Raw genomic sequence first — 25,549 nt, 5'->3', positions numbered from 1 at the left:
AGTTAAAATTCTAATAAAAGAGTTGTGATTTAATTCAAAGCAAACGGCGCACATAACCTAAAAGTAGGTACGATAACTTTGAAGTTTCTTGTAGAGGTGAAGTTAATCATGTTGAAATATCCTTTCATGGCACCATAAGGCGAAGAAAGTAAACAGCCAGAACTGTAGGTGTGTTGCTCGCCGGGTTTTAGTACTGGTTTTTTTCCAATTACACCTTCGCCATCGACTATTTCTATTGCATTTAGAGAATCAAAAATTTCCCAATGACGAGAAATCAACTGAACGGAATCTTTACTGTGATTTTCAATTGTGATTACATAACTAAAGGCAAAGTGAATCTTGTAGTTTTTGAAGTAGGTTCCTTCAAAACTAGTCAAAACTGAAATTTTTATACCTCTTGTTATTTGAGAAACCATGATTAAATGGATGAGTATGTGTTTATTATTGACAAATTTACAAAAAATTGATCTCGTTTTGCCAAATTTTTGAAAAGTTTTTTTAGTTGGTGATATTTAGTGAATTTGCTATTCCTTTCCCAACAACTCTATCGTATCGATCTATATTCTCTCTGTAATAAACTAATACTGTGTAATCATTTTCGGTTTGATAAAAATTCCCGTCAATTGCATTTTCATAGTCAATAACTCCTTTATCATCAGCTACAATATATTTATAGTTTGTAAAACCCTGCTTAACCAAAATAGCTTTTTCATAAACGCTCTTTTGGGAATTATACTCCATTTTGTATTCTGGAGTCAAATTGTAATTATTAAACATTCCGCCAACATAAATGTTTTTTTTCAGTCTAAAAGTAGGGGCAGAAAGACTGAAATAAACCCAAACATAATCCGCTTCGATTTCAGGATTAGTGGCGTTTATGTTATTAACAACAAAATCACCATTAACATCTTGGGTAAACGAGTAAGGGAAATTTGTTCGTGCCGCATTGGTGTACAAATAGGAACCGTAAATAGCAGTATTAGAATCTATGCGCGCTATATTGTTACTTGCGGAGCGGATGTCTTTGTTCTCAAAAAATAGAAATTCATTTCCTGCCCAAAACTGTGTTTCAGGATCATATTTGTAAATCAGGTCATTTCCAATGGTGTATTGTGGAACTATATTTTTTATGGCTGTGTTAAACTGTCCGTTTTGAAGTAAGACTACTCTAACATTTTTCATAGGATTTTGAAATGTAATTATGCTTGATTTTATAGAGAATTCTAAATTATGTTTCAGTTCTATGTTGCTTACTGTTCGTGCTCGCTTCACCTGCATTGGAACTGTAACAAGATCTTCACATAAAATGAATTTTCTGGAAAACACGACTTCTTTATTTTCGTCTAAAACTTTAATGATATAATTCCCGCTGATTCGCAATTGCTGCGTAAATTGATTGGGAATTGATAATTTGTAGTGTGAATAGATTTGTAATGTATTGAAGGAATTAGTGTAATCTTGAATTCTTTGATTGTCAAAACCTTGTAAATATTCGTTTTTTGGAATTGCAGTAGGATTCCAGTTGTAATCGCAATGAATTATTTCGTAATAATAATTGGCTTCATTGCCAAAAAGGTCATCAAACTGCAATTGAAATCCTTCACCTAATTTAAAAATTGGAATCACATTTCGATCACTTTGTAAAAAAGAAATCGTTTTGATATTGTAAGGCGCGGCTACTTCTTTTTCTGCTTGTGCAGAGGAAGAATTGGTCGTAAATACCAAAAGAATAAAGGAGATAATTTTAAAAAAAGGGTTTGTCATTTTGCAGCGCTTAAGATTTTGTAAATATAAGGAATACTCCCCGTTTTTATCCGATAATGTAATTCAAAGCATAAATATATTTTGTATGTAATTTCTGTTAATTAAAATATAATATTTTTAAAGTTAGGAGTTATCTTATTATTTTTACTTCAAATATATCTAACCTTATGAAAAAAATCAACAATTTAGTATTTGGAATAATGCTATTTCCATTGGCTGCTTTTGCACAGCAAATGGATTATTCAAAAGCAATTCCTTTTGATCCATCTGTAAAAACAGGTAAGCTGGAAAATGGCTTAACTTATTACATCAAGAAAAATGCCAAACCAGAAAAAAAAGTAGATCTTAGGCTGGTGGTTAATGCTGGTTCTATCCTTGAGGATGATGATCAGCAAGGATTGGCTCACTTTATGGAGCATATGTGTTTTAACGGAACCAAGCGTTTTCCTAAAAATCAATTGGTCGATTATTTGCAAAGTATTGGTGTAAAGTTTGGGCAGCATTTAAATGCATATACCAGTTTTGATGAAACTGTTTATTTTTTACCAATTCCATCTGATAGTCCTGAAAAATTAGAAAAAGGTTTTCAAATTATTGAAGATTGGGCGTTTAATACGGTTTTGACACCAGAAGAAATTGATAAAGAAAGAGGCGTAGTTTTAGAAGAATACAGATTGGGTTTAGGTGCTCAAAAGAGAATGTTGGGTCGTTACATTTCTAAAATGATGCATGAATCACATTATGCGGAGCGTTTGCCAATTGGTCAAAAAGAAATTTTAGAAAAATTCAAACACCAATCCCTAATCAATTTCTATAAAGATTGGTATCGTCCTAATTTAATGAGCGTAATTGTTGTTGGTGATATTGATGTTGCCGAAATGGAGAAGAAAATCATTTCTCATTTTTCAAGTTATAAAAATCCAGCCAAAGAAAAACCTAGAAAATTTTATGACGTTCCTAATCACAAGGAAACTTTTGTAGCTGTTGAAAGTGATAAAGAAGCTTCAAGTGCTCAAGTACAATTGATTTACAAAGATTATGGAGCTCCAAAAGCAATCGTAAATATTGGGGATTTTAAAAATTACATTGTTGAAGGATTGTTCTCCACGCTTTTAAATACTAGATTGGGTGAACTTACAAATTCAGCGACACCTCCATTTACCTATGGTTATTCGTATTATGGTGGAACTTTTGCCAGAAATAAAAAAGCATATCAGTCTGTAGCAATGTCTCAAGAAGATAAGCAATTAAGTGCTTTGAAAGTATTGGTTACTGAAAATGAGAGAGCTAAGAAATTTGGATTTACTCAAGGAGAATTAGATCGTTCGAAACTAGAATTCCTTGCTTCTATTGAAAAAGCATACAACGACAGAGATAAAACGAATTCAGTGAATTTTGTTGGAGAATATCAAGCTAATTTCTTAGAAAAAGAACCAGTTCCTGGGATTGAATGGACCTATCAAACGATGAAACAATTGATGCCTTTGATTGAATTAAAGGATGTAAATAGTTTGATTAAAGATTATGTAAAAGAAGATAACCGTGTCATTATACTTACTGGCCCTGAAAAAGAAGGTTTGAAAAAAGTTTCCGAACAACAAGTTCTTGATGCTTTGAAAGTTAACGCAGATGATCTTAAACCTTATGAAGATGCTGCCGTTGCCACAAGTTTAATGCGAAATGAGGTGAAACCGGGTACAATTGTTAGTCGTGAAAGCAATGCTAAAATTGGAACAAAAACGCTAGTATTATCTAATGGTGTGAAAGTGACCTATAAGAATACTGATTTCAAAAATGATGAGGTTCTTTTTGAAGCAGTGAGTCTTGGAGGAACTAATTTATACTCTAACGAGGATATGAAAAAAGTTCAATTTGCTAACGGAGCATTGGCAGAAGCCGGATTCTCAGGATTAAAATTGAATGAGATCAATAAATTTATGACGGGTAAAATAGCGAGAGTAAGTCCTTATATCGGCGGTGTTACTGAAGGTTTAAGAGGAAATGCCACTTCTAAGGATTTAGAATATCTTTTCCAAATGACGCATGCTTACTTCACTGATTTGAACTATGATGCTGAAGCTTTTGAAGGTTTTAAACAAAAGCAGTCTAGTTTCTTTAAGAATATGGCTTCGCAACCGCAAAACTATTTTCAACAAGAGTTTTATACGTATTTGAACAAAGAAAATCCAAGATTCAACGGAGTTATGCCAACGGATAAATCTTGGGCTGATACAGATTACAAGTTAGCGTACAATAAGTACAAAGAGCGTTTTGATAATGCTGCTGATTTTGAGTTTTATTTCGTTGGAAACATTGATGATAAAACTATGGAAGCATATTCAATTAAATATTTGGCGTCTTTACCTGCAACTGATAAAAAAGAAAAAGCAGTAGATTTAGGGTATAGATTGCTAAAAGGAGATTTGAAAAAAGTCGTTAATAAAGGAACAGATCCTAAAAGTAACGTAACCATAATGTATTATGGAGATGCAAAATATTCTGCTAAAGATGCGATTAGTATACAAGCATTAGGGGAAGTTTTGACTATAAAACTAATCGAGCAATTACGTGAAAATGAAAGTGGTGTTTATGGTGTTAATGCAAGAGGAAGCATGAATAAAGTTCCAAATGGATCGTACAACTTTACGATTGGTTTCCCATGTGGACCAGACAATGCCGAGAAATTAACAGCTTCTGCGTTGAAAGAATTACAAAACATAATTGATAACGGTCCAGATGAAAAAGATGTGGCTAAATTTAAAGAAGGTGAATTAGCTGATTTCAGAAAAGATAGCAAAGAAAATAGATATTGGTTGTCTAATTTTACTAGATCTTATACTAATGGAAGTAGTGCTGAAGAAGTTTTGAAATTTGAAGAAACTGTTAATTCAGTAACCGCTAAGGATATTCAAGATATTGCAAAAAAATATCTTACAAAAGATAAAGTAATTGGAATATTGATGCCAGAGAAAAAATAAACCAACTCGTTTATAAACTAAAAACCTGCTAAAATTAACTTTAGCAGGTTTTTTTATGGGGTAAATTATTTAAAACAAACAGGGATGATTTCCCCTTTGGCTAAACAATATTTTTCTACTAATTCAGGAGCAATTTTATTGGTGTAATCTTCTTCAATAACTTTGAAACCGATACTTCGTAATTTATCAAAATAATCGCGACCGTAAATACGCACGTGATCGTATTGACCAAAGATTTTAGCGCGTTCTTTTTGATCCGTAATTGAATCATCAGCAAAAGTGGTTGCTCTGGATAAATCCTGTGGAATTTGTAAAATTGCCATTCCGCCTGGTTTCAAAACCCGATACAATTCCTGCATGGCTTTCGTGTCATCCGGAATGTGTTCTAAAACATGATTACAAAGAATAACATCATATTGATTGTCTTCAAAAGGTAAATTACAAATATCAGCTTTTACATCCGCTAACGGTGAAAATAAATCGGTTGTAGTATAGTCCAGATTTTTTTGGTTTCGAAACAATTTATAAAAAGCTTGCTCTGGCGCAAAATGTAATACTTTCTTTTTTGCGGTTGAGGTAAAAAAATCTGTTTCTTCATTCAAATACAACCATAATAAACGGTGTCTTTCTAGGGAAAGTGTACTTGGCGAAAGCACATTGTTACGTTGTGTTTCGTATCCATAAGGCAACATCGATTTGAAGCTTTTCCCGTCGATTGGATCTGTGAAATTAGTTCCTCTTAATGAAAAAGCGATAATAGGACGCGCTACATAACTTAAGCGAATAAGAATAGGACGCGGAATCGTATTTAGTACAAGTTTAAATAGTTTTTTCATTACAGAACCAAAGGTTTTTGTCTAAACTCATCTTCTTCATTACTCACAATTCCTAACGCTTTGTAGATGTATCCAAAAGTCGATAAAATCTCTGGTTTTCCATCAATAATCGCAACATCATGTTCAAAATGTGCACTTGGTTTTCCGTCAGCAGTCGTGATTGTCCAGCCGTCTTTGTGCTGTTTGATATTTCGGGTTCCCATATTGATCATCGGTTCAATGGCAACAACCATTCCTTCTACAAAAAGTTTTCCTCTTCCTTTTTTGCCATAATTAGGCATTTCAGGATCTTCGTGCATTTTTTGGCCCAAGCCATGACCTACTAATTCACGAACAACGCCATAACCATGCGATTCCGTATATTTCTGAATTGCATTTCCTACGTCTTCTACACGATTTCCTAGTCTTAATTCGCGGATTCCAACGTATAATGATTCTTTAGTAACCTGCAATAATTTTTTAGTTTCAGGAGCAACTTCACCTATTTCAAAAGAATAGGCATGATCGCCATGGTATCCGTTTTTATATGCGCCACAATCTACTGAGATTACATCACCACTTTCTAGTGGTTTGTTGTTAGGAATTCCATGTACTACTTGTGAGTTTGGACTCATACACAGTGAATTTGGAAAACCATATAATCCAAGAAAACTTGGTTCAGCGCCATGGTCACGAATGAATTCTTCGGCTAATTTGTCCAGATATAAAGTAGTAACTCCTTCTTTGATTTCAGAAGCAATCATTCCCAATGTTTTTGATACGATCAACGCACTTTCGCGCATTAATTCTATTTCTTCACGTGATTTTACAATAATCATAATTTCGAATTTTCAGTTGGCAAAAGTACAATTTTATAAATTATTTAATCCGGATTAGCCATAATTTTAAAAAGCTCTGAATTTGAGACGTAAAAACGATTCTCTAGAGCAATCTTAGAAAGTTGAGCGCTGACTAAATTATTCTCTCGGGTATTGATTATAAATAAGGAACTTTCACCAAAAGAAAATAATCTTTCCTCTGAGTTTAACATCGTGAGATTGTCTTCTACCAAACCTTTTATCAGCTCCTTTTGTCTGAGCAATGACTCAATTTCCATTTTTTGGGCATTGATTTTATTGGTTAATTGCACTTTTTCTAAATCCAATGTAAATTCAGATTCCTGGACTTTATACTTTGCTAATTTCAGACTACCGCGTTCTTTTCGAAGAAACAAAGGAAAATAAAAATCCAATCCAATTTTATAATCCTCAAACTGATAGTTATCAATATAACTGGGTTCTGATATATAGGAGTAACCCACATCAATTTTAGGCAAAAGCATGTTGGCTTTCAGTTTTCGTTCCACATTGAGCATGTCAATTTTGCTTTGTAACGCATTAATTTTTGGATGATTGGTGATGGAGAAATCCGTATTCATTAAATCATTCGTTTTTAAGCTTTCCTGAATCGTGAATTCCAATTGCGTTTCAGGAATTAATTCATCGGATAATTCCAGTGGAATATTGTTTTCTAACCAAAGAAAATTAGCGAGTTCTAATTTGGCTTTAGCCAATTTCAGATTCGAATCTTCCAAGCTTAGTTTCCTATTTTTTACAATAATTCCGGCCTCAACACTATCAATGGCTGGTTTATCTCCTTGTTTGATTAACGACTGAATTCCCTTGAACCTAATTTGTGCATTCTTGTTATATTCTTCATACAATTGCACTTCATTGAAGTTTTTCTTCCAATTAAAATAAGCCAAAGAAGCATCGTATAAAACTGTAATAGCTTGCAGTTTTCTTTCGGATTGGCTTAGTTGCATTTGCATTTTTGCTTTTCGAACATCAGCCATCCTTTGATTAATAAATAAACCTTGTCCAAGCGGAACCGTTACGCCCAGCGAAGTTAATCCTTGATTGGGAAGTGTGTTTTGGGGATTCAAATAAACACCTTCACTATTGTCAAAACCCGCTTTAATCTCGATTCCGTACCAAGTTGGGATTTTGAAGCTGCTGTTTAAAATGGAATAATATTCCTTGTCTTTGAACTGTTTTTTACTGAAATCCACTTCAATTTTTGGATCAAAACCACCGCGAGCCATCATCAAATTAGCTTGCGCTTTATTGATTTCCAAGTTGGCATTCTTGACCAGCGGATGGTATTTTTTTACATATCCCAGAAACTCGGTGTAGCTAAGTTCTTTTGAGGTGATATCTTGGGCTGTTGCAGCAAAACCCAAAAATAAAAATGCTAAAAATAGTTGTTTCATTATTTTTTATCTGTTGTTGGTTTTACCGCTGGTTTGTAATAATTAGGAGGGAATCCGTTTAAGGATCTCCACAATTCAAACCAAACAGGTACATTATTTAGTAATGCAATAGTTTGTGCTCCAGCGCCTATACTCAGTTGCTCAGGCCATTTATCACCACTATCGTCAGGCGAAATTAATACGCGATATTTTCCATTGACACTAATGAAATTTTCAATGGCAACAATTTTACCACCAAAAGTTCCGTACGACATGTTTGGCCATCCGGAGAATACAATTGTAGGCCATCCATCAAACCAAACTCTGACTTTTTCTCCTTTGCGTAACAGCGGAAGGTCAATTGGGTTTACAAAAGTTTCTACAGCAATATCATATTTTGAAGGCATTATGGTTGCAATTGGGGTTCCTTCTTTAATGGTTTCCCCTATACCGGACTGCAATGCCCTATTGATGTAGCCGTTTTGCGATGCTTTGATATAATACATTCCGTTTCTAATGCTGTAATTTGCATATTGATTTTCAAGTTTATTCACTTGCGCATCAGTGTCGTACTGACTGCTAAGTGCTGTAAATTTGTCACTATTAGCTTTTGAGACCTTTTCTGCATACTCCGCACTTATTCTGTTTATCTCAACTTTAGCATTGATAAACTCGTTTTTACTGGTTAAGTATTTATTTTCCTGAGTGATAATTTTCGCTTCCACTTCTTGTAACTTCAGTCTTTTCTCTTCAATATCAGTAAGCGGTTTCAGTCCTTCCTTATTCAGTTGAACGGAACGATTGTATTGCGTATTGGCTATCTTTAGCTGGGTTCTTACGGCAACTAAATCGATACTGTCGCTCTTTATTTTCAAAACTGATTGTTTGATTTTATTTTGCGCTTGTTCCAGTTTCAAAACTTTTTCTCTTTCGATGGCTTGTATCTGGCCGGTAAACGTGCTTACTTTTGAACCATACGATTGTAAAGATTGTTTTTTTGCATCTATTTGATTTTTGGTGTTTTGAACTAAATTTGGATCCATATAATCCTCTTTTATTTCTGAAATGAATAGAATTGTATCGCCTTTCTTTACAAAGTCACCTTCCTGAACATACCATTTTTCAAGTCGACCAGAAATTACACTCTGAATGGACTGCGGTCTTTGGTCAGGTCTTAATGTGGTAACGCTTCCGCTACCTGAAATGTTTTGTGTCCAGGGCAGGAAAAGTGCTATTACACCAATAATTGAAACCCCTACAATAATTTTATTCAAAATTTTATAGTGAGGTCTGTTGACCAGGTTTTTCACCGTACTAAAACGATCTAATGGCGGCAGTTTTGTTTTATTGTCAGAGATGTTTAGCATAACTATTTATTTTTTAAATCAAGTTGAATAGTACCATTTTCCATAGTGATGATACGACTGCATTTGGTTTTCCAATATGGGTTTTTTGAGGAAACTATTATCGTCCAGTTGTTCTTCTCGGATGTAAGGAAATCAATAATTTCATTAGCAACTTTAATGTCCATCATATCCGTAGGGTCTTCATAAAAAAGGATTTTAGGTTTGTGTATGATACTTCTAGCCAATAGTACTTTTTCAGCATCGGAAGATGATAATTGCTTGCCTTCCGGGAAGATGTGTGTTTCGAGACCCTTCGGCATCGTTTTTACAAAGCTCGAAAGTTGTACTCCCTCAATAGCCCATTTTAGATTTTCAGTACTAATTGACTTGTCATTAAACGTAATGTTTTCTAACAGAGTACCTTCAAATGGTGTTTCACCTTGAATAATACCGCCAATTTGGGAGCGATATTGCTTAAGATTAATTTTTCTGTACGTATCGTCATTAATGTAAAAAGTACCAGATGTAGGTTCTAATAAACCGGACAATATGCGAATTAGCGTTGTTTTCCCAGAACCATTAGGACCTTCAATCGCTATTTTTTCTCCCTGTTCGATTTTAAGAGACAAATCATTCAATATTTCCTTATTGGAGTCCGGAAATTTAAAAGTAAGGTTTTCTATTTCCAATGAAATATTAGCATAACAAGTATCGCTGCTAAAAGCGGTGTCGTCTTCTAATTCCATGTCAGTCACTTGACCAATTTTTTCAATTGAAGTTAGTACGTCGTAAAATGTTTCGAGTCCAATGATGATTTTTTCGACAGAGGTTATAACTAATAAAATAATGATTTCTGCCGCTACGAATTGGCCAATGTTCATTTGTTCTGAAAGTACCAAAAAACCTCCAATAGATAGTAATCCACCAGTTATTAAAATTTTAAAAATGATTAATTGAGTAAATTGTCTTTTAATTACATTGAAATGTTTTTCCCGATAATTTAAGTAAGCGGCCGCTATATTGTCGTTTTTTTGGAGTCCAAAATTGTAATGAAGGTCATTTTTGAAACTGTAATTATTCCGAGCTAATTCTTGCAACCAGCCTGCTACTTTATATTTGAATTTCGATTCTTTCAAACTTGTTTCTAGACCAGATTTAAAAGAGAATCGGAAAATAAAATACAAAAGAAAAAATAGTAGTACTCCAAAAATAATAAAATAGGGATGGTATAAAGACAGTAAAATTACTCCAAAAGCAATTTGCAACAGTGCTGCCGAGAAATCGATTAACAGTTTGGAAGTTCCTTTTTGGATGGTCATTGTGTCAAAAAATCGATTAGCTAATTCCGGTGGATAGGAATTGTATAATTGATCCATTTTTATTTTTGGCAAACGGGCTGCAAATTCAAATGAAGCGCGAACAAATATTTTCTGTTGTAAATTTTCAGTGATTCGCAATTGCATCAAGGATAAAATCCCAACTAATGCAACACCAAAAATTACCAAAATAATTAAAACAATCCAAGAGGCACTTACTCTTCCAGATTGTATAAAGTTGATGATAGCCTGAATACCTAATGGTAAAGACAAGCTTATTAATCCGGCAAAAATGGCATAGAAAAATATTTGATAAACATCTTTTTTATCTAATTCAAGTAAGTTGTAAAAACGTTTTAATGGAGTCATAGTAGTTTTTTTTCGTTTATCGAAGGACATTCGTTGTAAGATTTAGATAAAATTCAGTGGTACTCACGGATTCATTACAATCGGTAATCGTTTTTAAATGTTCAGTTAGAAAATGTTGGTGCAAACTACCTTCAACAATAGTAGAAACTAATGATTTAGCAAAAGGATATTCAGGGTTGACTTCTTTTATAATACATACAATTCTATTGATTACCCTTTTATAAATCAGAAAGAAACCTTCCTTATTTTCCTGATCCACTTCTTTCGTTTGTACTGTTTTTGTAAATTCAGCAATGATAATTTTATTCAAAATAGCTTCATTGATGTGATCAGTGTTCGCGTCATCAGTAACTTTTTCAGTTACAATAGTGATTGCTTTTTTTAATTTTTCGGTTGGATCCGAAATATTTGTCGTAGCAAAAACCAGTTTGTATTCCATCCAGCTCCAATACCAAGAGGATAAATAAACCAATAATTTATGTTTGTTTTCAAAGTAACGATAAATCGAGCTTTCATTGGAACCAATTTTTTCTCCTAACTTTTTGAAGGTGAAATTATCGAATCCAATTTCGTCTATCAAAAGGATACTTTGTTCTATAATTTTTTTACCTAAGGGAGACGTTTCAGGGTCCTTAACGTATATTTTAGGATTGACTTGTATTTTTAAATTAGATAGTATTGTATCCATAATTGATAATATTTTATGCAAATATAATAGTATTACTATCAATAATGAAATTTTAACTTTTATTTATAAAAAAAGCTACTCAGAAAAAGAGTAGCTTTTAGTTAAAATATCGATTCCGAATTGATTTAAAGTAAAGAATGACAGGTCATTACTTCTGGTTTTTCTACTCCCATTAATTCCAAGATGGTTGGAGCGATATCGCCAAGAACTCCATCATGAATCACTCTTAAGTCTTTGTCTACTAAAATAATTGGAACTGGATTAGTTGTATGTGCTGTATTTGGACTTCCGTCAGGATTAATCATCGTCTCACAATTCCCATGATCTGCAATTACGATAGTCGTATAATTGTGTGCTAATGCTGTCGTGATTACTTTTTCGACACATTGGTCAACCGCTTCACAAGCTTTTATTGCAGCACTCATAATTCCGGTATGTCCCACCATATCGCCGTTGGCAAAATTAAGACACACAAAATCTACCTCTTCTTTTTCCAATTCAGGAATTAAAGCTTCTGTCAATTCAAAGGCGCTCATTTCTGGTTGTAAATCATAAGTGGCAACCTTTGGAGAGTTTTTTAAGATGCGGCTTTCGCCAATAAAAGGTTGCTCTCTTCCACCAGAAAAGAAGAAAGTCACGTGAGGATATTTCTCCGTTTCAGCAATACGAATTTGCTTTTTGTGGGCTTTTTCTAAAACCTCACCAAGAGTTTCCGTAATATTATCTTTGTTGTAAACGACTTTTACGTTTTGGTAGGTTTCGTCATAATTAGTAAGCGTGACATAATACAAATTGAGTTTGTGCATGTTTTGTTCATGACAATCCATTTGAGTCAATACTTCCGTTAATTCTCTTCCTCTGTCTGTTCTGAAATTAAAGAAAATAACGACATCATCTTCTTCAATTGTGGCCAATGGTTGGTCATATTCATCAACAATAACTGTTGGATGAATAAATTCATCGGTTACATTAACTTCATAACTTTCTTCGATGGAAGCAACAGCATTTGTTGAATGTGTTCCAGTTCCGTTTACCAATAAATCGTAAGCGAGTTTTACTCTTTCCCAGCGTCTGTCCCGATCCATTGCATAATAACGTCCCACAACTGAAGCCAGTTTTACGGTAGTATTAGCAATATAATCCTGTAAATCCTGAATGTAATGTTTACCGGATTTTGGATCTACGTCACGACCATCTGTAAAGGCATGGACAAAAACTTTTTGTAATCCGTGTTGTTGTGTCGCGTCAATCAAGCCGCGTAAATGAGAAGTATGCGAGTGTACACCACCATCTGAAACCAGACCTAAAAAGTGTACTTTTTTATTGTTTATTCGAGCATAAGTAAAGGCATCAACTAAAACTTGTTCCTTTGCTAAAGTGTCATGTGCAACGGCAAGGTTAATTTTAGCTAAATCCTGATAGACAATTCTACCAGCACCAAGATTCATGTGACCTACTTCACTGTTTCCCATTTGTCCTTCAGGAAGTCCAACATTTAAACCGTCTGTTCTAAGTTGGGCACTTGGAAAATTTCTATATAAACTGTTAATAAATGGCACATTGGCATTATCAATTGCTGATACTTTAGGGTCAGGAGATTTTCCCCAACCGTCCAAAATCATAAGAATTACTTTTTTGTTCATTATACTATATTTTAAACAAAGATAAAGTATTTCTAAAAATGTTCGAATGAATGGAAATCACTATTATACATTCGGAGGTTAACAATAACAAATAATGATTATTTTGTTGTGGAAAGTTGTCTTTTTTAAAATTAATGCATTTAGAATTTATTCTTAACTTGATTGTAATCTATAAAATAACGCACACTTATTGAGAAAACATGACTCAATGCATCGTTATTTAATAGATTAGTAACATTGTCTCTAAATTCTTTATTGATGTCTCTTTCAAATGCACCAGCATTATTTCGATATAAAACAGAAACTTGACTTCCGGGAGCAAACCACCAAGAATAGGACAAGTCAGCATTCCAGGAATAAAAACTCGAGTTTTTATTAGTTGTATATCCTGTAAAATCAGCAAGTCTTCCGTTTTGTTCTAATGATAAAGTATTTTTATTTTCGGCATATGACCAATATTGACGCAACGAAATATTAAATGTCATTTGGCTGTTCAATGAATACTTTCCAGAAAGCGTGTTCGAATATGTAATTACGTTTCTATTGGCAAAAACTATCGTGTTTGGCGTAGCCGAATTCAGGTCGTCATTAATGCTGTCAATGTATCCTTTATTATTGTTTTGTCTGAAAAAATTGAAGTTATAATTCAGTGATAATTTATCATTAAAACGATATCTTGGACCAATAGAAAAACCATAGGAATTTCTTCCTGACTCATCAAAAAAAGCATAAGAAGGATTTACATCGATGGCAAAACTATTATTGTAATTAGTGGAAACATATATATAACCTCCTATTTTAGTTGGTTTTATAACGTATCTGTCGGCCGTTCTAGGCTCGTAATAATCAAATGTTTCTAATGGATTGGCATCAATCCCAATTCCAAAAAAGTGATTTTTTTTGTTTTTAGAATTTATCTCAAAATTAATATTACTGGATTGAATTTTACCTGTTTCTTTTTGAAACTGTGAGTAAAGGTTTAGGTAAGCATTAAAGCTGTTAAACACCTTAGTCGGATTAAGGATTCTGTAACTTGTATTCCCATATAAACTGTAATAATTAGTTTCAAAATTGATTCCTAAATCATTATTGTCAAAATCTTTAGTAGCTACGTTAGCACCAAAACCATAACGGTATTTTCCACTGGTTTCAGAGAAATTTAATTGGGAATTAATCCCTTTTTTATCTTCAACATCATTGATATAACTGTATTTGAAATCTCCAGAAAGGTTGTAGGTGTTTTTCTTAGTGTTTAAGTCCCAAACTAAAGCTGTAACATTTCCATCTCTAAAACTTCCGTTCCGAGTCACATTCGTATTTACAAATGCAATGGAGGAATTTTTGCGAAAGCGCTGATCCAGTACCAAAACATTATAATTTGCGAGTGGTTCAACGACTTCTTTTCGGACTTCTTGTGTGTTATTATTTCTAATTGTAGCAGTTGTTTTTTCGGTAACAGCATTTAAGATACCAACTCCCAATCCATTCTTAGTTCTTCCAGAAACTTTTAAAGCATTGATAAGATTGACACTAGCCGGATTGTCTATGATTTCTTCATTGGCACCAGCGTTTGGATAATTGATTGGGTTTCCCCCAATTCGACGCGAATAAACTAAATTTCCTTTGCTGAACAAATCGGTTCCTTCTGTGAAAAAAGGTCTGTTCTCGTTAAATTGTTGTTCGAATGGCCCTAAATTAAGGATTTGATCATCGTATTTTGTTTGTCCAAAATCAGGAATCAGAATCATATCTAGCGTAAAAGCGTCGTTTATTCCATATTTTAAATCCAATCCGCCTTTGAGCGTTCCGTATGTTTTTTGTTTCGAGTCAGCATTTACATAAAAGGAAGAATACGGTAAAAGAAAGAGTCGAGTAGGAGGTTTTATGTTTTCAATTCCCTCTAAAACTCCAGTTTGTTGGGTAAATGTTCCGAGTTTCGAATCGATGAAGTTCCAAGTAAATTTTTGTCGGTCTCGTCTTATTTCTCTAAAAAAATTCAGTCCCCAGGTTTGTTTATTTTCGGCAGAAAAACGCAATGCGGCGTATGGAATTCTCATTTCAACAACCCAACCTTTGTCCGTAATTACGGATTTGCTTTTCCAAACGGCATCCCAGGAATAATCCTCTCCATTAGTATCTGTGGTAATACAATCGGCTTGGCCATCTGCTGCATTGACAAAAAATTGAAAATCTTGTTGTCCATCATTAAAGCCATTTATAAAAACTCCAAAAAGGTCAGAAGTACCAAAATTATCTCGTTGGGTAATTTCTCTTAGAATTTTTTCAGGATTATCATCATACATAATGGCTCCAATATATATGGCGTCATTATCGTATAAAACTTTTACTTCGGTTCTCTTATTTTCCGGGATTGCTTTGCCATTGTCTGGATCAAACATGATGAAATCATTGGCTATTGAAGCGGTCTGCCATGTATTCTCGTCTAATTTTCCGTCGATTTCAATTTTTTCCGAAATGAATTTAGTTTGTAAGACTTTTTTTTGGCTGTAGCCAAAAGCAGATAGAAATAGAAAACAAAGTAATAACTGATTTTTCATGAAGCGATTGATTGGTTGATTGATGCAAAAATTATAAAAACCAGAAAGCTTCAAAGGGAGAAATTACCAATCCACTGAATAGTTTGAGTTAATAGACTCTCTTTTCAATTGAATGTTACAGTTTGATTTAAATTAAAATTTATTTTTCACAGCATTGTAATCAATAAAATAACGAATGCTTATAGAAAGTACATTGGTAAGATCGCTGTTAAAAATACTTTTTAGATTTTTAGATAAATCTTTTTCCACTACTGCAGCTCTTTCTAAGCCATAATTACGATACAAAATAGAGATTTCGCTTCCTGGAGCAAACCACCAAGAATAGGATAAATCGAAGTTCCAAGAATTGAAATTTCGGTCTTTGTTCTGTGCGAAGCTAGTATTTGGAGTTAAATAACCGCTGTTTTGCAAGGTAAAGAATTCATGATTTTTAGAATACGACCAATAATAGCGAGCCGTTAAGTTAATGGTCATTTTATTGTTTAAGGAATATTTTCCAGTAAGATCGTTTTGAAGAATTTCTCGATTGCGTTCTGCAAATACAATTCCTGTATCATCAAAGGCAACCCATCCACGATCATTATTCATTTTGGTGTATTCAGATGCGAAGGCTAAAGAAAATTTGTCATTGAATCGGTATTTTGGACCTAAATAAAAGCCATAATTATTTCTACCACTCTCATTGTATTTTGTAAATGTAGGTTGGATAGTTAGTGTAAAAGGATTGTTGTCGTTTGAGGTGAAATTTAGAATGGCGATCATTTTTTCTGGAAGAAATACATATCTTCCATACTCACGTGGCTCGTAAAAATCGAATGTTTTGACGGGTGTTAATTCGAATAAAAGCTCTAAAGAATCATTCCCTAATGTTGTCGCCCTTATTTCTGTCCCAAAAGCACCAGTTTGTAATTTTTTAGACGTATTGTCCACTTCAAAATTTATATATTCATTTAATCTGAAAGTATTAAAAATTTTGGTTGGATTTACTATTCTGTAGCTTGCATGCCCGTAAACATTGTGGTAATTAGAATAAAAATTGATGCCTAAATCATTCACATCGTAATTTTCAGAAAGATATTTTCCAGAAAAACCGTATCTATATTGCCCACTTGTTTTTTCAAAACCAATTTCTGTTTTAAATCCATCATAGTCTTCAATGGTATTGATGGAGCTGTATTTAAAGTCACCGTATAGATTATAGGTATTTGATTTTGTGTTTAAATCAAACAATACTGCCGCAACATTTGCATCTCTAAAATCTCCGTTTCTGGTTGTATTTGCATTGACAAAAGTCACAGAAGAGTTTTGATTGAAGCGTTGGTCCAGGACAAACATATTGTAATTTGTCAAAGGTTCAATGACTTCTTGTCTAGTGTCACCGGTGTCATTGTTTAAAATAGTAGCTTTAGTTTTTTCAGTAACTGCATTTAAGAATCCAATTCCTAAACCTTTTTGAGTTCGACCAGATATTTTTATTGCATTTAGTAAATTGACTGTACTAGGATAATTAGTTATTTCTTCATTTGCTGCGGTTGCTGGTTCGGTACTTGGGGCACCGCCAATTCTTCGCGAATAAAACAAACCTCCTTTGTTAAACAAATCCGTTCCTTCTGTAAAGAAAGGTCTGTTTTCTTCAAATCTTTGTTCAAAAGGCAATAGGTTTAAAATAGCATTGTCAAATTTTGTCTGTCCAAAATCAGGTACTAAAATAGCATCTAATGTAAAGGAGTCGTTAATTCCATATTTTATATCTAATCCAGCTTTGAAAGTTCTGTCAGAGCCAATATCACTTTGCTGATAGTAGGCGGATGTATATGGAATTATAAAAAGTCGGGTAGGAGTTTGTATTTTTTCAATTCCTTGAAGAATTCCCGCTTGTGTAATAACGGCGCCAATTTTAGTGTCAATCCTATTCCAAGTATATTTTTGGACATCGCGCTTGATTTCACGCATGAAGTTTAAACCCCAAGTTTGTTTATCGGCTTTTGAAAATCGTAAAGCGGCATAAGGAATTTTCATTTCAACGACCCAGCCAAATTCAGTGAGTGTTACTTCGCTGTCCCAGATGGCATCCCAAGTAAAATCTTCAGAATCTTCAATTGCTAAACAATCCATTTGGACTCCCGCAGCACTTACAAAAAACCTAAAATCTTGTTGGCCATCATTGAAACCATTTATATAAACGGAAAAATGATCAGAAACTCCAAAAACATCTCGATTTGTTATTTCTTTCTGAATTTTTAAGGGTTCATTGTCATAAAGCAATGCTGATATGTAAATTGCATTGTTGTCGTACAGTACTTTTACCTCTGTTTTTTTATCATTGCTTATAGGTTTTCCATTATCAGGTTCAAACATTATAAAATCAGAAGCAATTGGAGCTGTTTCCCAAACTTTTTCGTTTACCTTTCCATCAATTGTTATGTTCTCAGTGATTGGTTTTGCTTGAAGCGTTTTTTTTTGGCTATAAACAGTATGACTAAATAATATTAAAAAATATAAAGCTATAGAATGTAATTTTGACATAAATTGGGATTGATTCTAAACAAAAATAACAAAATTAACATAGAAATTGTGTTTTTTATGGTTTTTCACTCAATATTTCATCAAGTTTTTCGTTATAAATGAACTAAAATTTTGTTAAAAATGTTTTGATTCTTATTTTTTGACGTACATTTGCAAACCCAAATTAACTTATAACTTAAAGATAATCAATGATTTATAATATATTTCCTACTATTTTGTTTATGCTTTTTTCTTTGTCTTCTAGCAAAACAATCATTCCTGAGCCAAATAATGGTAAACCAGTAGTTTATGCTAAAACGGTAGAATCTAGTGTTGATGCCAAAATCGAAATGGCATACAACAATTTGCATTCTGATAAATTTGCTTTGCCTAAGTTAGAAAGCTTTGCAGAAGCTTTGAAAGGGTATTATTCGTTGAAAGAAAAAGGATTAATTAAGAAAGATGTTTTAACCTTAATTGATTTCAGTTTGTCTTCGAATACCAAAAGACTTTGGGTAATTGACTTACTAACTGGAGATATATTGTTTCATTCTCTTGTTGCTCATGGTAGAAATACAGGCAATGAATTTGCTTCTAATTTTTCAAATTCAGCTGAATCGTATAAAAGCAGTTTAGGTTTTTATGCCACAGGAGAGATTTACAATGGCAAACATGGAATGTCACTTAAATTAGATGGTTTAGAAAAAGGAGTTAATGACAATGCAAGAGCAAGAGGTGTTGTGATGCATGCTGCTGATTATGTTTCTAATTCATTTATCAAAAACAATCACAGACTAGGAAGAAGTCAAGGTTGTCCTGCTGTGCCTGTTGAATTGTCTAAAGAAATTATCAGTACGATAAAAAACAAATCATGTTTCTTTATTTATCATCCTTCAAGAGTTTCTAAATTTGGAGCACAATCAATTTCTTAGTTTAGTATATAAATCGGCATCTAGATTGTAAATATCGTCTCTAAAAATCAGTTTGTTGTTTTCGCTCCAAGCAGTCCAATATAATAATTGGAAGGAAACTTCTTTTTTAATTTTTACAAATTTTGTTTTTTCGCTTTGTAGAATTTCTGTAATTTTCTCCAGATTCCAATTTACGGAATCATTCAGTAAATATTCTGTTAGCTCTAGTGGATTGTCTACTCTGACACAACCGGAACTCAACGAACGATCTATTTTGTCGAAATAATCTCTATGATTGGTGTCGTGTAAATAAACAGAAAAGCGGTTTGGGAAAATAATTTTAACCATTCCTAACGAATTAAAAGTTCCTGGACTTTGCACATAACGATAGCTTTTGGCTTGCGATAGGTGCCATTCGTAAGGGCTTACAATTCCCCCATTACGATCGTATATTTTAATATTTGATTCAGTTAAGTAGCTTCTGTTTTTTAAAATGGCAGGAATAACATCTTCTCGCAAAATGGTGGGAGGAACTGTCCAAGTTGGATTAAAAACAACCTGAGCTAGTCTAGACGATAAGATTGGTGTTTTCCTTTTCGCTCTCCCTACTATAACTCTATGAGACCTTAGTGTGTCTTTGTCTTTGATTAATGTCAATCTGTAGTCGGGAATATTAATGATGATATATTCTTTTCCCATTTCTTTTGGATACCATTTCCAGCGCTCTAGATTAACTATGATTTGTTGTATTCGTTGTTTTTTAGAAAAATTGAGAGAGGCAATTGTAGCGGGTCCAATTATTCCATCCGTGGCTAAGCCATGACGATTTTGAAATTTTTTTATGGCAAGCATTGTTTCTTCATCGTAAATGGATGTTAAGCTGTCTTGAGGTTGTAATTCTTTCCAGTAGGTCAATCTTTTTTTAATGTCAATTATAGAAGGATTGGTATCGTTTGGAGAAATTATTTCTGCAATTTTTAATACTTTAAAATTATCTTTAGGAAAAGTGTTGATTAATTTCAGTGCTGTTTTTAATCTTTTGTAAACAATATGATTGGGTTTTAATTGCTCTATTTTATCTGCTAAGGAATCGTTGTTCAGTAAGTCTGTCAAGGTTTCGTTTATATCAATAAAGTTTTCTTTTAAATCCCAATTTTTATACAGTTTTCTTGGATTTAATGTTCCGTTTGTTAAATGTGAGATGTATTTTTGAAAACTTTCGGTCAGTAAAATATCATATTTAGCCAAATCTGCATCGTTAAGTGTTGCTGATTTTTTTTCAAAATCAATTAATGTTTTTAAATTGTAATCTTCTGGATTTAATCCCTCCTCTTCAGATTTAAGGAGTTCTGCTAAAATTATTTTTCTACTATCCACAGATTGCCATGTCGTTCTGTAATTAGTGGATTTGTAAAAATCGGAAAGTGTTTTGCTGTTAAAGGAAGATAGCAAGGTAGAGTCAATTCTAATAGATTTATCTTTAGGTAGAACATAAGGATTAGAAAAGTCACTTTTCATGATTACCTCACTTTTTAGTTTTTCCTTTTTGCAACTAATAGTTGCACAGATTAATAGTATTAGAATCAACGTTTTCATCATTCAATTTTTTAAATATGATAATGTGTTCTCCAACTCCTTTATATTTCAAAAGGCAATCTTTATTACTTGATATTTTTTTTAATAGAATCTAATGGCTTCTTTCGTACTATTGAACCAAACTAAATTTGAATTTTGGTCCCTACAATATTTCTCCAAATCCCTTTTTTGATACTGTTTTTCTGCAGTAAATAAATCGTTTTTTACTTCGAATAAAGAAATAACTCTTGCAGATTTTTGTGTCATACAAGTCAAAATGAAGAGTAATCTCTAAAGTACCTCCATCAAAACGACAATTTTCTATCGTTTTTTTCAACCCGAAGTATAGGATTTCGTGCGGAAAATGTATCCAAAGCAACTATTTGTTCAATGTTTTGCATTATTTTTTCAAAGTTTTTTTTATGTCTTATAAAGGTATAATATTTTCATATTAAATTCTTTATGATTTGAATCCTCTTTATTAAAAAAGGTTCAAGCGGTAAGATTCAGACTTTTTAAGAAAAAAACTTGCATTCAAGCAAACTTATTAATTATATTTGCACCGTTGTTAATGCGAAAGTAGCTCAGTTGGTAGAGCTCCAGCCTTCCAAGCTGGTTGTCGCGAGTTCGAGCCTCGTCTTTCGCTCTAAGTTTCAAATTTATTTTGAAATTTTATTTTACTGTTATAATGCGAAAGTAGCTCAGTTGGTAGAGCTCCAGCCTTCCAAGCTGGTTGTCGCGAGTTCGAGCCTCGTCTTTCGCTCCAAAAACCTCAAACTTTTGTTTGAGGTTTTATATTTTAAGGTTGTGCTAGTCCCGAAGCTTCGGGATATCCCGTGAACGAAGAGATACGGGAAGCCTACTCTTTCGCTCTTTAAAGCCGAAACTTAATTGTTTCGGCTTTTTTTTATCATTTATTTTGGGACTACTTTAAAAAACTTAAATCAGTTCCGCTTTCCAGTTCTTTGGGTACTTGATTTTGTCTAAACAAGCGTGCTGTCAAATCGCCTTTTAAAGTGATGTTGTCTCCTTTTACGTCTAGCCAGCTGCCTTCTCTTAATCCTAAAACAGGTACAGAATTATAAGCATGAAACTCTATTATTCTGGTTTCACGAGTTTCTCCCATGTGCTCGGAGTTGGTGTCAGGATCTAAATAATGTGGATTTAGATTGAAAGGAATTAATCCCAGCGTCTTAAAACTTGGCGGATAAACAATCGGCATATCATTTGTTGTTTGCATCGTTAATCCGCAAATGTTACTTCCTGCACTTGTTCCTAAATACGGAGTTCCATTTTTTACTACATCAGCCAGAACTTCCATACTGTTGTTTTTGTATAATTGTGAAACTAAGACAAATGTGCTTCCGCCTCCGGTAAAAATTCCTTCTGCATTTTTTATTGCTTGTGGAGCGTCTTCAAACTCATGAATTCCGATTACTTTTTTATTTATTTTGTCCAAAGCCAAGCTTACCATTGCGGTATATTCCTCATGAGAAATGCCTCCGGGTCTTGCGTAAGGAATAAAAAGAATAGTATTGCAGTTTTGAAAATGCAATTGCAATTCAGGTAATAAATAGTCCAGATAATTCTGGTTAGCAAGAGTAGAAGTACTTGCGATAAGTATATTTTTCATTTTTTAGTGAATAATTTGTGCTAAAGATATTAAATCAGTCTTTTTGATTTCACATTTTTAATTAACATTTTTTTACCAACCCATTAGTAATTAATTTGGAACGCATTAAGATACTTTTACGAGGTGTGAATAACGGATTTAAAAAGGGATGATCAGAATTGTGTACTTATATTTGGCTTTTGTAGCAACGAATGTTGTAGCACAAGAAACTTCTCGAATAAAATTGAAAGGAAAAGTGATTTCTGATGTTTCTGTTTTAGAAGGAATTTATGTGATAAACTTAAAAAGTGAGCAAGCATTAGTTACAGATAAAGAGGGGGATTTTTCTATTCTGGCTAAAGTTGGAGATACATTATTATTCACGGAAGGACAGTTTAAAGAAGTTAGAATTGGCTTAACCCAAAAGGATTTTGAACAAGAAATGCTTACTGTAAAAATGATGCCCATTGTAAATCAATTACGCGAAGTTATTGTTAGGAACGGTATTAATGCGGTTTCAATGGGGATAATTCCAAAGGGACAAAAAATATACACTCCCGCAGAACGAAAATTATATACTGCCAGTAATCTTAATGCCACTGCTAATGCGGGTTCTATGATGGGCGGTTCAATCTCAGCGGATCCTTTATTAAATTGGTTTTCAGGTAGGACTAAAATGCTTAAAAAAGAAGTTGAAGTTGAAAAGAAAGAATCCTATATGAGGCAGTTAGAGAATATGTTTACCATTGATTATTTTGTAAAGACATTAAAAATTCCTTCTGAATATGTTAAAGGATTTGAATATTATATTGTTGAGAACGAAAGATTCGTGACTATTTTAAAATCAAAAAATGTGACAATGACTACTTTCTTAATTGGAGAATTAGCAACTAAATATAAAGAAATAATAGCCAGTGAAAATTAAAAATACGCTACAGTTTATTGTTTTTTTGTTCGTGCAAGTTGTTTTTGCTCAAACGGGTAACGTAAAAGAGCTTCGAGGAAAAATTATCGCCGATTCTGTTGCGGTTGATCGGATTACTATTGAGAATGTAACAACGGATAAAACTGCTTTTTCGGATGCGAACGGTTTCTTTACTATAGCAGTAAAAGAAAACGACGTTTTGGTGTTTACAGCCGTTAATTTAGAAGGTCTCCGAATGAAAATTGACAAACAGGATATGCTGCAGGAAGTTATTACGGTAAAGATGATTCCTAAAAGTATTATTTTGAAAGAAGTAATAGTGAATGATTCTTCCATTACGGCAGAGAGTTTAGGAATTATCCCTTATGGACAAAAAAAATATACACCCGCCGAAAGGAAATTATACACGGCAACTTCTGGTAACGGTATCGATGGATTGCTAAATGCAATTTCAGGACGTAAAGCCATGCTGAAAAAGGAAATTGTAATTGAGAAAAAAGAACAATTATTAGCTAGAATCGAAGTTCTTTTTGAAGATAAATATTACACTGAAAGCTTAAAAATCCCTACAGATTATATTAGAGGATTTCAATATTATTGTATTGATGATACTAGTTTTGCAAATGCTTTGCGATCTAAAAATAAGACAATGGTCATGTTTTTAATTGTAAGGCTCGCCGAAAATTATAATGAAATTATTGCAGGTGAAAATAAATAGAATTCTTCAGGTGGTTTTATTTTTAATGTGCCAAATATCTTTTGGGCAAACTGCTGCTGAAAAGCTCCTTCATGGCAAAATTAGAGTCGATTTGGCTTATATAAGTGGAATAAATGTCTTAAATTTAGTAAACGAAAAAACAGCGGTCACAAATAGTGATGGAGAATTTTTTATTTTGGCTAAGGCCAATTTCTACACTTAAGAAAAATAATGCTTATAAAATAATCCAAAATGAAAACTAAAATAAGAATCCTTTGTTTGCTTTTCTTTTGCCAACTTTCTTTTGGACAAAATGAAAACAGAAAGTCTTTGCATGGTCAATTTATAAATGAATCCGCTTTAGTAGATAACGGATATGTTTTTAATTTGAATTCAAAAACAAGAACCTTTATTAGTGGTCAAGGTTTTTTTGATATTTTGGCGAAAGCCAAAGATACATTGTTAGTTTCAAGCCCATCTTTCAAGTCTAAAAAAATTGTGATTCAGGACAAAGATTTTTCAAAACCTTTGTTTGTGGTTAATTTAGAAACGCAAACTACGTTGTTGAAGGAAGTAATTGTGAAGCGTAAAGCGGAAATAAAACCAATAACGGGAAATTCTCAGGGAATTGTAGACCTGCAGTTTTTTGATGATGCAAAATCTTCCCCTGTAAATAGAACAATGCCTTCGGATGGTAGCATAGAAAACGGAATGGATTTTGTTAGAATATTTAAAATGGTTTCTAAAGTGTTTAAAAATGATTCGGCAAAGAAAACTGCTTTGAATTCTAATGTAGATTTCTCGGATGTAGTTTCTAAAGGAATTGACAAGTATTTCTTCATCAATACATTGAAGTTGAAAAATGAGGAAATTGGACTTTTTCTGGATTATTGCGAAAATGACCCAAAATCAAAAAGCCTTTTGAAACAAGAAGACGAATTTTTACTAATTGATTTTTTAATCACCAAGAACGAAGAGTTTAAAAGAATTACTACTTTTGAAAAATGAAATCGCCATGATTCCAGAATACAAATAAGATTGAAGAACGGCGATGCCATATTCCGATAAAAAACAAATAGAATCTTCGAATGAAAAAAACAATCTTAATTACTTTTTTTGGCCTATTATTTTTAACCTTGACATCATTTAGTGTACATAAATTTTATGTAGCATTATACCAAGTAAATTACGCTCCTCAAAAGAAAATACTTCAAATCACCGCTCGTATTTTTGTTGATGATTTGAATAGCGCAGTTGGGAAAAAGTATAATAAAAAAATCAATTTAGGCTCCGAAAAAGAAACAGATGAAGATTTGATTTTGTTGAAAAAGTATTTAAACGAAAAATTCTCCATAAAAATAAATGGGCAATCTAAGTCCATGAATTTTTTAAGTAAAGAAATGGAAGGGGATGTACTTATTTGTTATTTAAGTATTAAGGAAATTCCTAAAGTTAATTCACTCGAAATTTACAACACCATTATCATAGAAGGAAATTCAGAGCAACAGAATATTATGCATTTTAATGTGACTGGTGTAAAAAATACATTACTATTCACAGAATCCACATCCAAGGGAATGTTAAAATATGAATAAA

20 protein-coding genes and 2 tRNA genes are annotated in these 25,549 nt (G+C 33.1%); 9 read left to right on the top strand and 13 right to left on the bottom strand.

The window, feature by feature from the left end; genetic code table 11:
* Nucleotides 1–29 precede the first annotated feature (29 nt).
* Both apaG and ACNQF8_RS01675 read right to left on the bottom strand, forming a co-directional pair.
* Nucleotides 30–416 (bottom strand): Co2+/Mg2+ efflux protein ApaG, encoded by a 387-nt coding sequence (gene apaG / locus ACNQF8_RS01680; protein ID WP_315206627.1) that lies wholly within the window; start codon nt 414–416, stop codon nt 30–32.
* Nucleotides 417–498: 82 nt separating this feature from the next.
* A complete protein-coding gene (locus ACNQF8_RS01675) occupies nt 499–1,764 on the bottom strand; it encodes a type IX secretion system plug protein (RefSeq protein WP_417950540.1) in 1,266 nt (421 codons plus the stop codon).
* Nucleotides 1,765–1,931: 167 nt separating this feature from the next.
* Between ACNQF8_RS01675 and ACNQF8_RS01670 the strand changes: the two genes are divergently transcribed.
* Complete coding sequence (locus tag ACNQF8_RS01670; RefSeq protein ID WP_417952778.1) at nt 1,932–4,742, top strand: M16 family metallopeptidase; 2,811 nt, start codon at nt 1,932–1,934, stop codon at nt 4,740–4,742.
* Nucleotides 4,743–4,807: 65 nt separating this feature from the next.
* On the opposite strand, the gene ACNQF8_RS01665 is transcribed toward ACNQF8_RS01670, so the two are convergent.
* The 9 genes from ACNQF8_RS01665 to ACNQF8_RS01625 form a co-directional block, all read right to left on the bottom strand.
* The gene (locus ACNQF8_RS01665; RefSeq protein WP_417950538.1) at nt 4,808–5,578 is read right to left on the bottom strand and encodes a class I SAM-dependent methyltransferase; all 771 of its coding nucleotides are present in this window, start codon (nt 5,576–5,578) and stop codon (nt 4,808–4,810) included.
* Nucleotides 5,578–6,396: a type I methionyl aminopeptidase gene (gene map / locus ACNQF8_RS01660; RefSeq protein WP_417950537.1), complete on the bottom strand. Its 819-nt coding sequence runs from the start codon at nt 6,394–6,396 to the stop codon at nt 5,578–5,580. Before map ends, ACNQF8_RS01665 begins: the two co-directional genes overlap by 1 nt.
* A 44-nt stretch (nt 6,397–6,440) precedes the next feature.
* Nucleotides 6,441–7,829: a TolC family protein gene (locus ACNQF8_RS01655; RefSeq protein ID WP_417950536.1), complete on the bottom strand. Its 1,389-nt coding sequence runs from the start codon at nt 7,827–7,829 to the stop codon at nt 6,441–6,443.
* The gene (locus ACNQF8_RS01650; protein ID WP_417950535.1) at nt 7,829–9,175 is read right to left on the bottom strand and encodes an HlyD family secretion protein; all 1,347 of its coding nucleotides are present in this window, start codon (nt 9,173–9,175) and stop codon (nt 7,829–7,831) included. The genes ACNQF8_RS01655 and ACNQF8_RS01650 overlap by 1 nt, the downstream gene beginning before the upstream one ends.
* A 2-nt stretch (nt 9,176–9,177) precedes the next feature.
* The gene (locus ACNQF8_RS01645; protein WP_315206646.1) at nt 9,178–10,839 is read right to left on the bottom strand and encodes a peptidase domain-containing ABC transporter; all 1,662 of its coding nucleotides are present in this window, start codon (nt 10,837–10,839) and stop codon (nt 9,178–9,180) included.
* A 16-nt stretch (nt 10,840–10,855) separates the two neighbouring features.
* Nucleotides 10,856–11,527 carry a TetR/AcrR family transcriptional regulator gene (locus tag ACNQF8_RS01640; protein ID WP_417950534.1) on the bottom strand — a complete coding sequence of 224 codons (672 nt, stop codon included), beginning with the start codon at nt 11,525–11,527 and terminating at the stop codon, nt 10,856–10,858.
* Nucleotides 11,528–11,652: 125 nt separating this feature from the next.
* The gene (gpmI, locus tag ACNQF8_RS01635) at nt 11,653–13,170 is read right to left on the bottom strand and encodes a 2,3-bisphosphoglycerate-independent phosphoglycerate mutase (RefSeq protein WP_315206652.1); all 1,518 of its coding nucleotides are present in this window, start codon (nt 13,168–13,170) and stop codon (nt 11,653–11,655) included.
* A gap of 140 nt (nt 13,171–13,310) precedes the next feature.
* Nucleotides 13,311–15,728, bottom strand: coding sequence for a DUF5916 domain-containing protein (locus ACNQF8_RS01630; RefSeq protein ID WP_417950533.1), 2,418 nt, complete (start codon nt 15,726–15,728; stop codon nt 13,311–13,313).
* 132 nt (nt 15,729–15,860) lie between these two features.
* Nucleotides 15,861–18,254 carry a DUF5916 domain-containing protein gene (locus ACNQF8_RS01625; RefSeq protein WP_417950532.1) on the bottom strand — a complete coding sequence of 798 codons (2,394 nt, stop codon included), beginning with the start codon at nt 18,252–18,254 and terminating at the stop codon, nt 15,861–15,863.
* Nucleotides 18,255–18,442: 188 nt separating this feature from the next.
* On the opposite strand from ACNQF8_RS01625, the gene ACNQF8_RS01620 reads away from it, so the two are divergent.
* Nucleotides 18,443–19,165, top strand: coding sequence for a murein L,D-transpeptidase catalytic domain family protein (locus tag ACNQF8_RS01620; RefSeq protein WP_417950531.1), 723 nt, complete (start codon nt 18,443–18,445; stop codon nt 19,163–19,165).
* On the opposite strand, the gene ACNQF8_RS01615 is transcribed toward ACNQF8_RS01620, so the two are convergent.
* Complete coding sequence (locus tag ACNQF8_RS01615; protein ID WP_417952777.1) at nt 19,154–20,662, bottom strand: L,D-transpeptidase family protein; 1,509 nt, start codon at nt 20,660–20,662, stop codon at nt 19,154–19,156. The two genes, ACNQF8_RS01620 and ACNQF8_RS01615, sit on opposite strands and share 12 nt — an antisense overlap.
* 630 nt (nt 20,663–21,292) lie before the next feature.
* Between ACNQF8_RS01615 and ACNQF8_RS01610 the strand changes: the two genes are divergently transcribed.
* Together ACNQF8_RS01610 and ACNQF8_RS01605 are read left to right on the top strand one after the other, a co-directional pair.
* Nucleotides 21,293–21,365, top strand: a tRNA-Gly gene (locus ACNQF8_RS01610).
* 44 nt (nt 21,366–21,409) lie between these two features.
* Nucleotides 21,410–21,485: transfer RNA gene (locus ACNQF8_RS01605), tRNA-Gly, on the top strand.
* Between the two features lie 159 nt (nt 21,486–21,644).
* On the opposite strand, the gene pepE is transcribed toward ACNQF8_RS01605, so the two are convergent.
* A complete protein-coding gene (gene pepE / locus ACNQF8_RS01600; protein WP_417950529.1) occupies nt 21,645–22,352 on the bottom strand; it encodes a dipeptidase PepE in 708 nt (235 codons plus the stop codon).
* Between the two features lie 148 nt (nt 22,353–22,500).
* On the opposite strand from pepE, the gene ACNQF8_RS01595 reads away from it, so the two are divergent.
* From ACNQF8_RS01595 to ACNQF8_RS01575, 5 genes are all read left to right on the top strand, one after another.
* Nucleotides 22,501–23,256, top strand: a complete 756-nt coding sequence (locus ACNQF8_RS01595; protein ID WP_417950528.1) for a hypothetical protein — start codon at nt 22,501–22,503, stop codon at nt 23,254–23,256.
* Nucleotides 23,246–23,974: a hypothetical protein gene (locus ACNQF8_RS01590; protein ID WP_417950527.1), complete on the top strand. Its 729-nt coding sequence runs from the start codon at nt 23,246–23,248 to the stop codon at nt 23,972–23,974. Before ACNQF8_RS01595 ends, ACNQF8_RS01590 begins: the two co-directional genes overlap by 11 nt.
* Nucleotides 23,961–24,176, top strand: a complete 216-nt coding sequence (locus ACNQF8_RS01585; protein ID WP_417952776.1) for a hypothetical protein — start codon at nt 23,961–23,963, stop codon at nt 24,174–24,176. The genes ACNQF8_RS01590 and ACNQF8_RS01585 overlap by 14 nt, the downstream gene beginning before the upstream one ends.
* Nucleotides 24,177–24,205: 29 nt before the next feature.
* Nucleotides 24,206–24,961: a hypothetical protein gene (locus ACNQF8_RS01580; protein WP_417950526.1), complete on the top strand. Its 756-nt coding sequence runs from the start codon at nt 24,206–24,208 to the stop codon at nt 24,959–24,961.
* 80 nt (nt 24,962–25,041) lie between these two features.
* Nucleotides 25,042–25,548 (top strand): DUF6702 family protein, encoded by a 507-nt coding sequence (locus ACNQF8_RS01575; protein WP_417950525.1) that lies wholly within the window; start codon nt 25,042–25,044, stop codon nt 25,546–25,548.
* Nucleotide 25,549: the final 1 nt, after the last annotated feature.

This window comes from Flavobacterium labens, from assembly GCF_048286755.1.
Taxonomy (GTDB): Bacteria; Bacteroidota; Bacteroidia; order Flavobacteriales; family Flavobacteriaceae; genus Flavobacterium.
The sequence above is the reverse complement of the archived record's forward strand: the minus strand, read 5'-3'. Positions and strand labels throughout refer to the sequence as shown.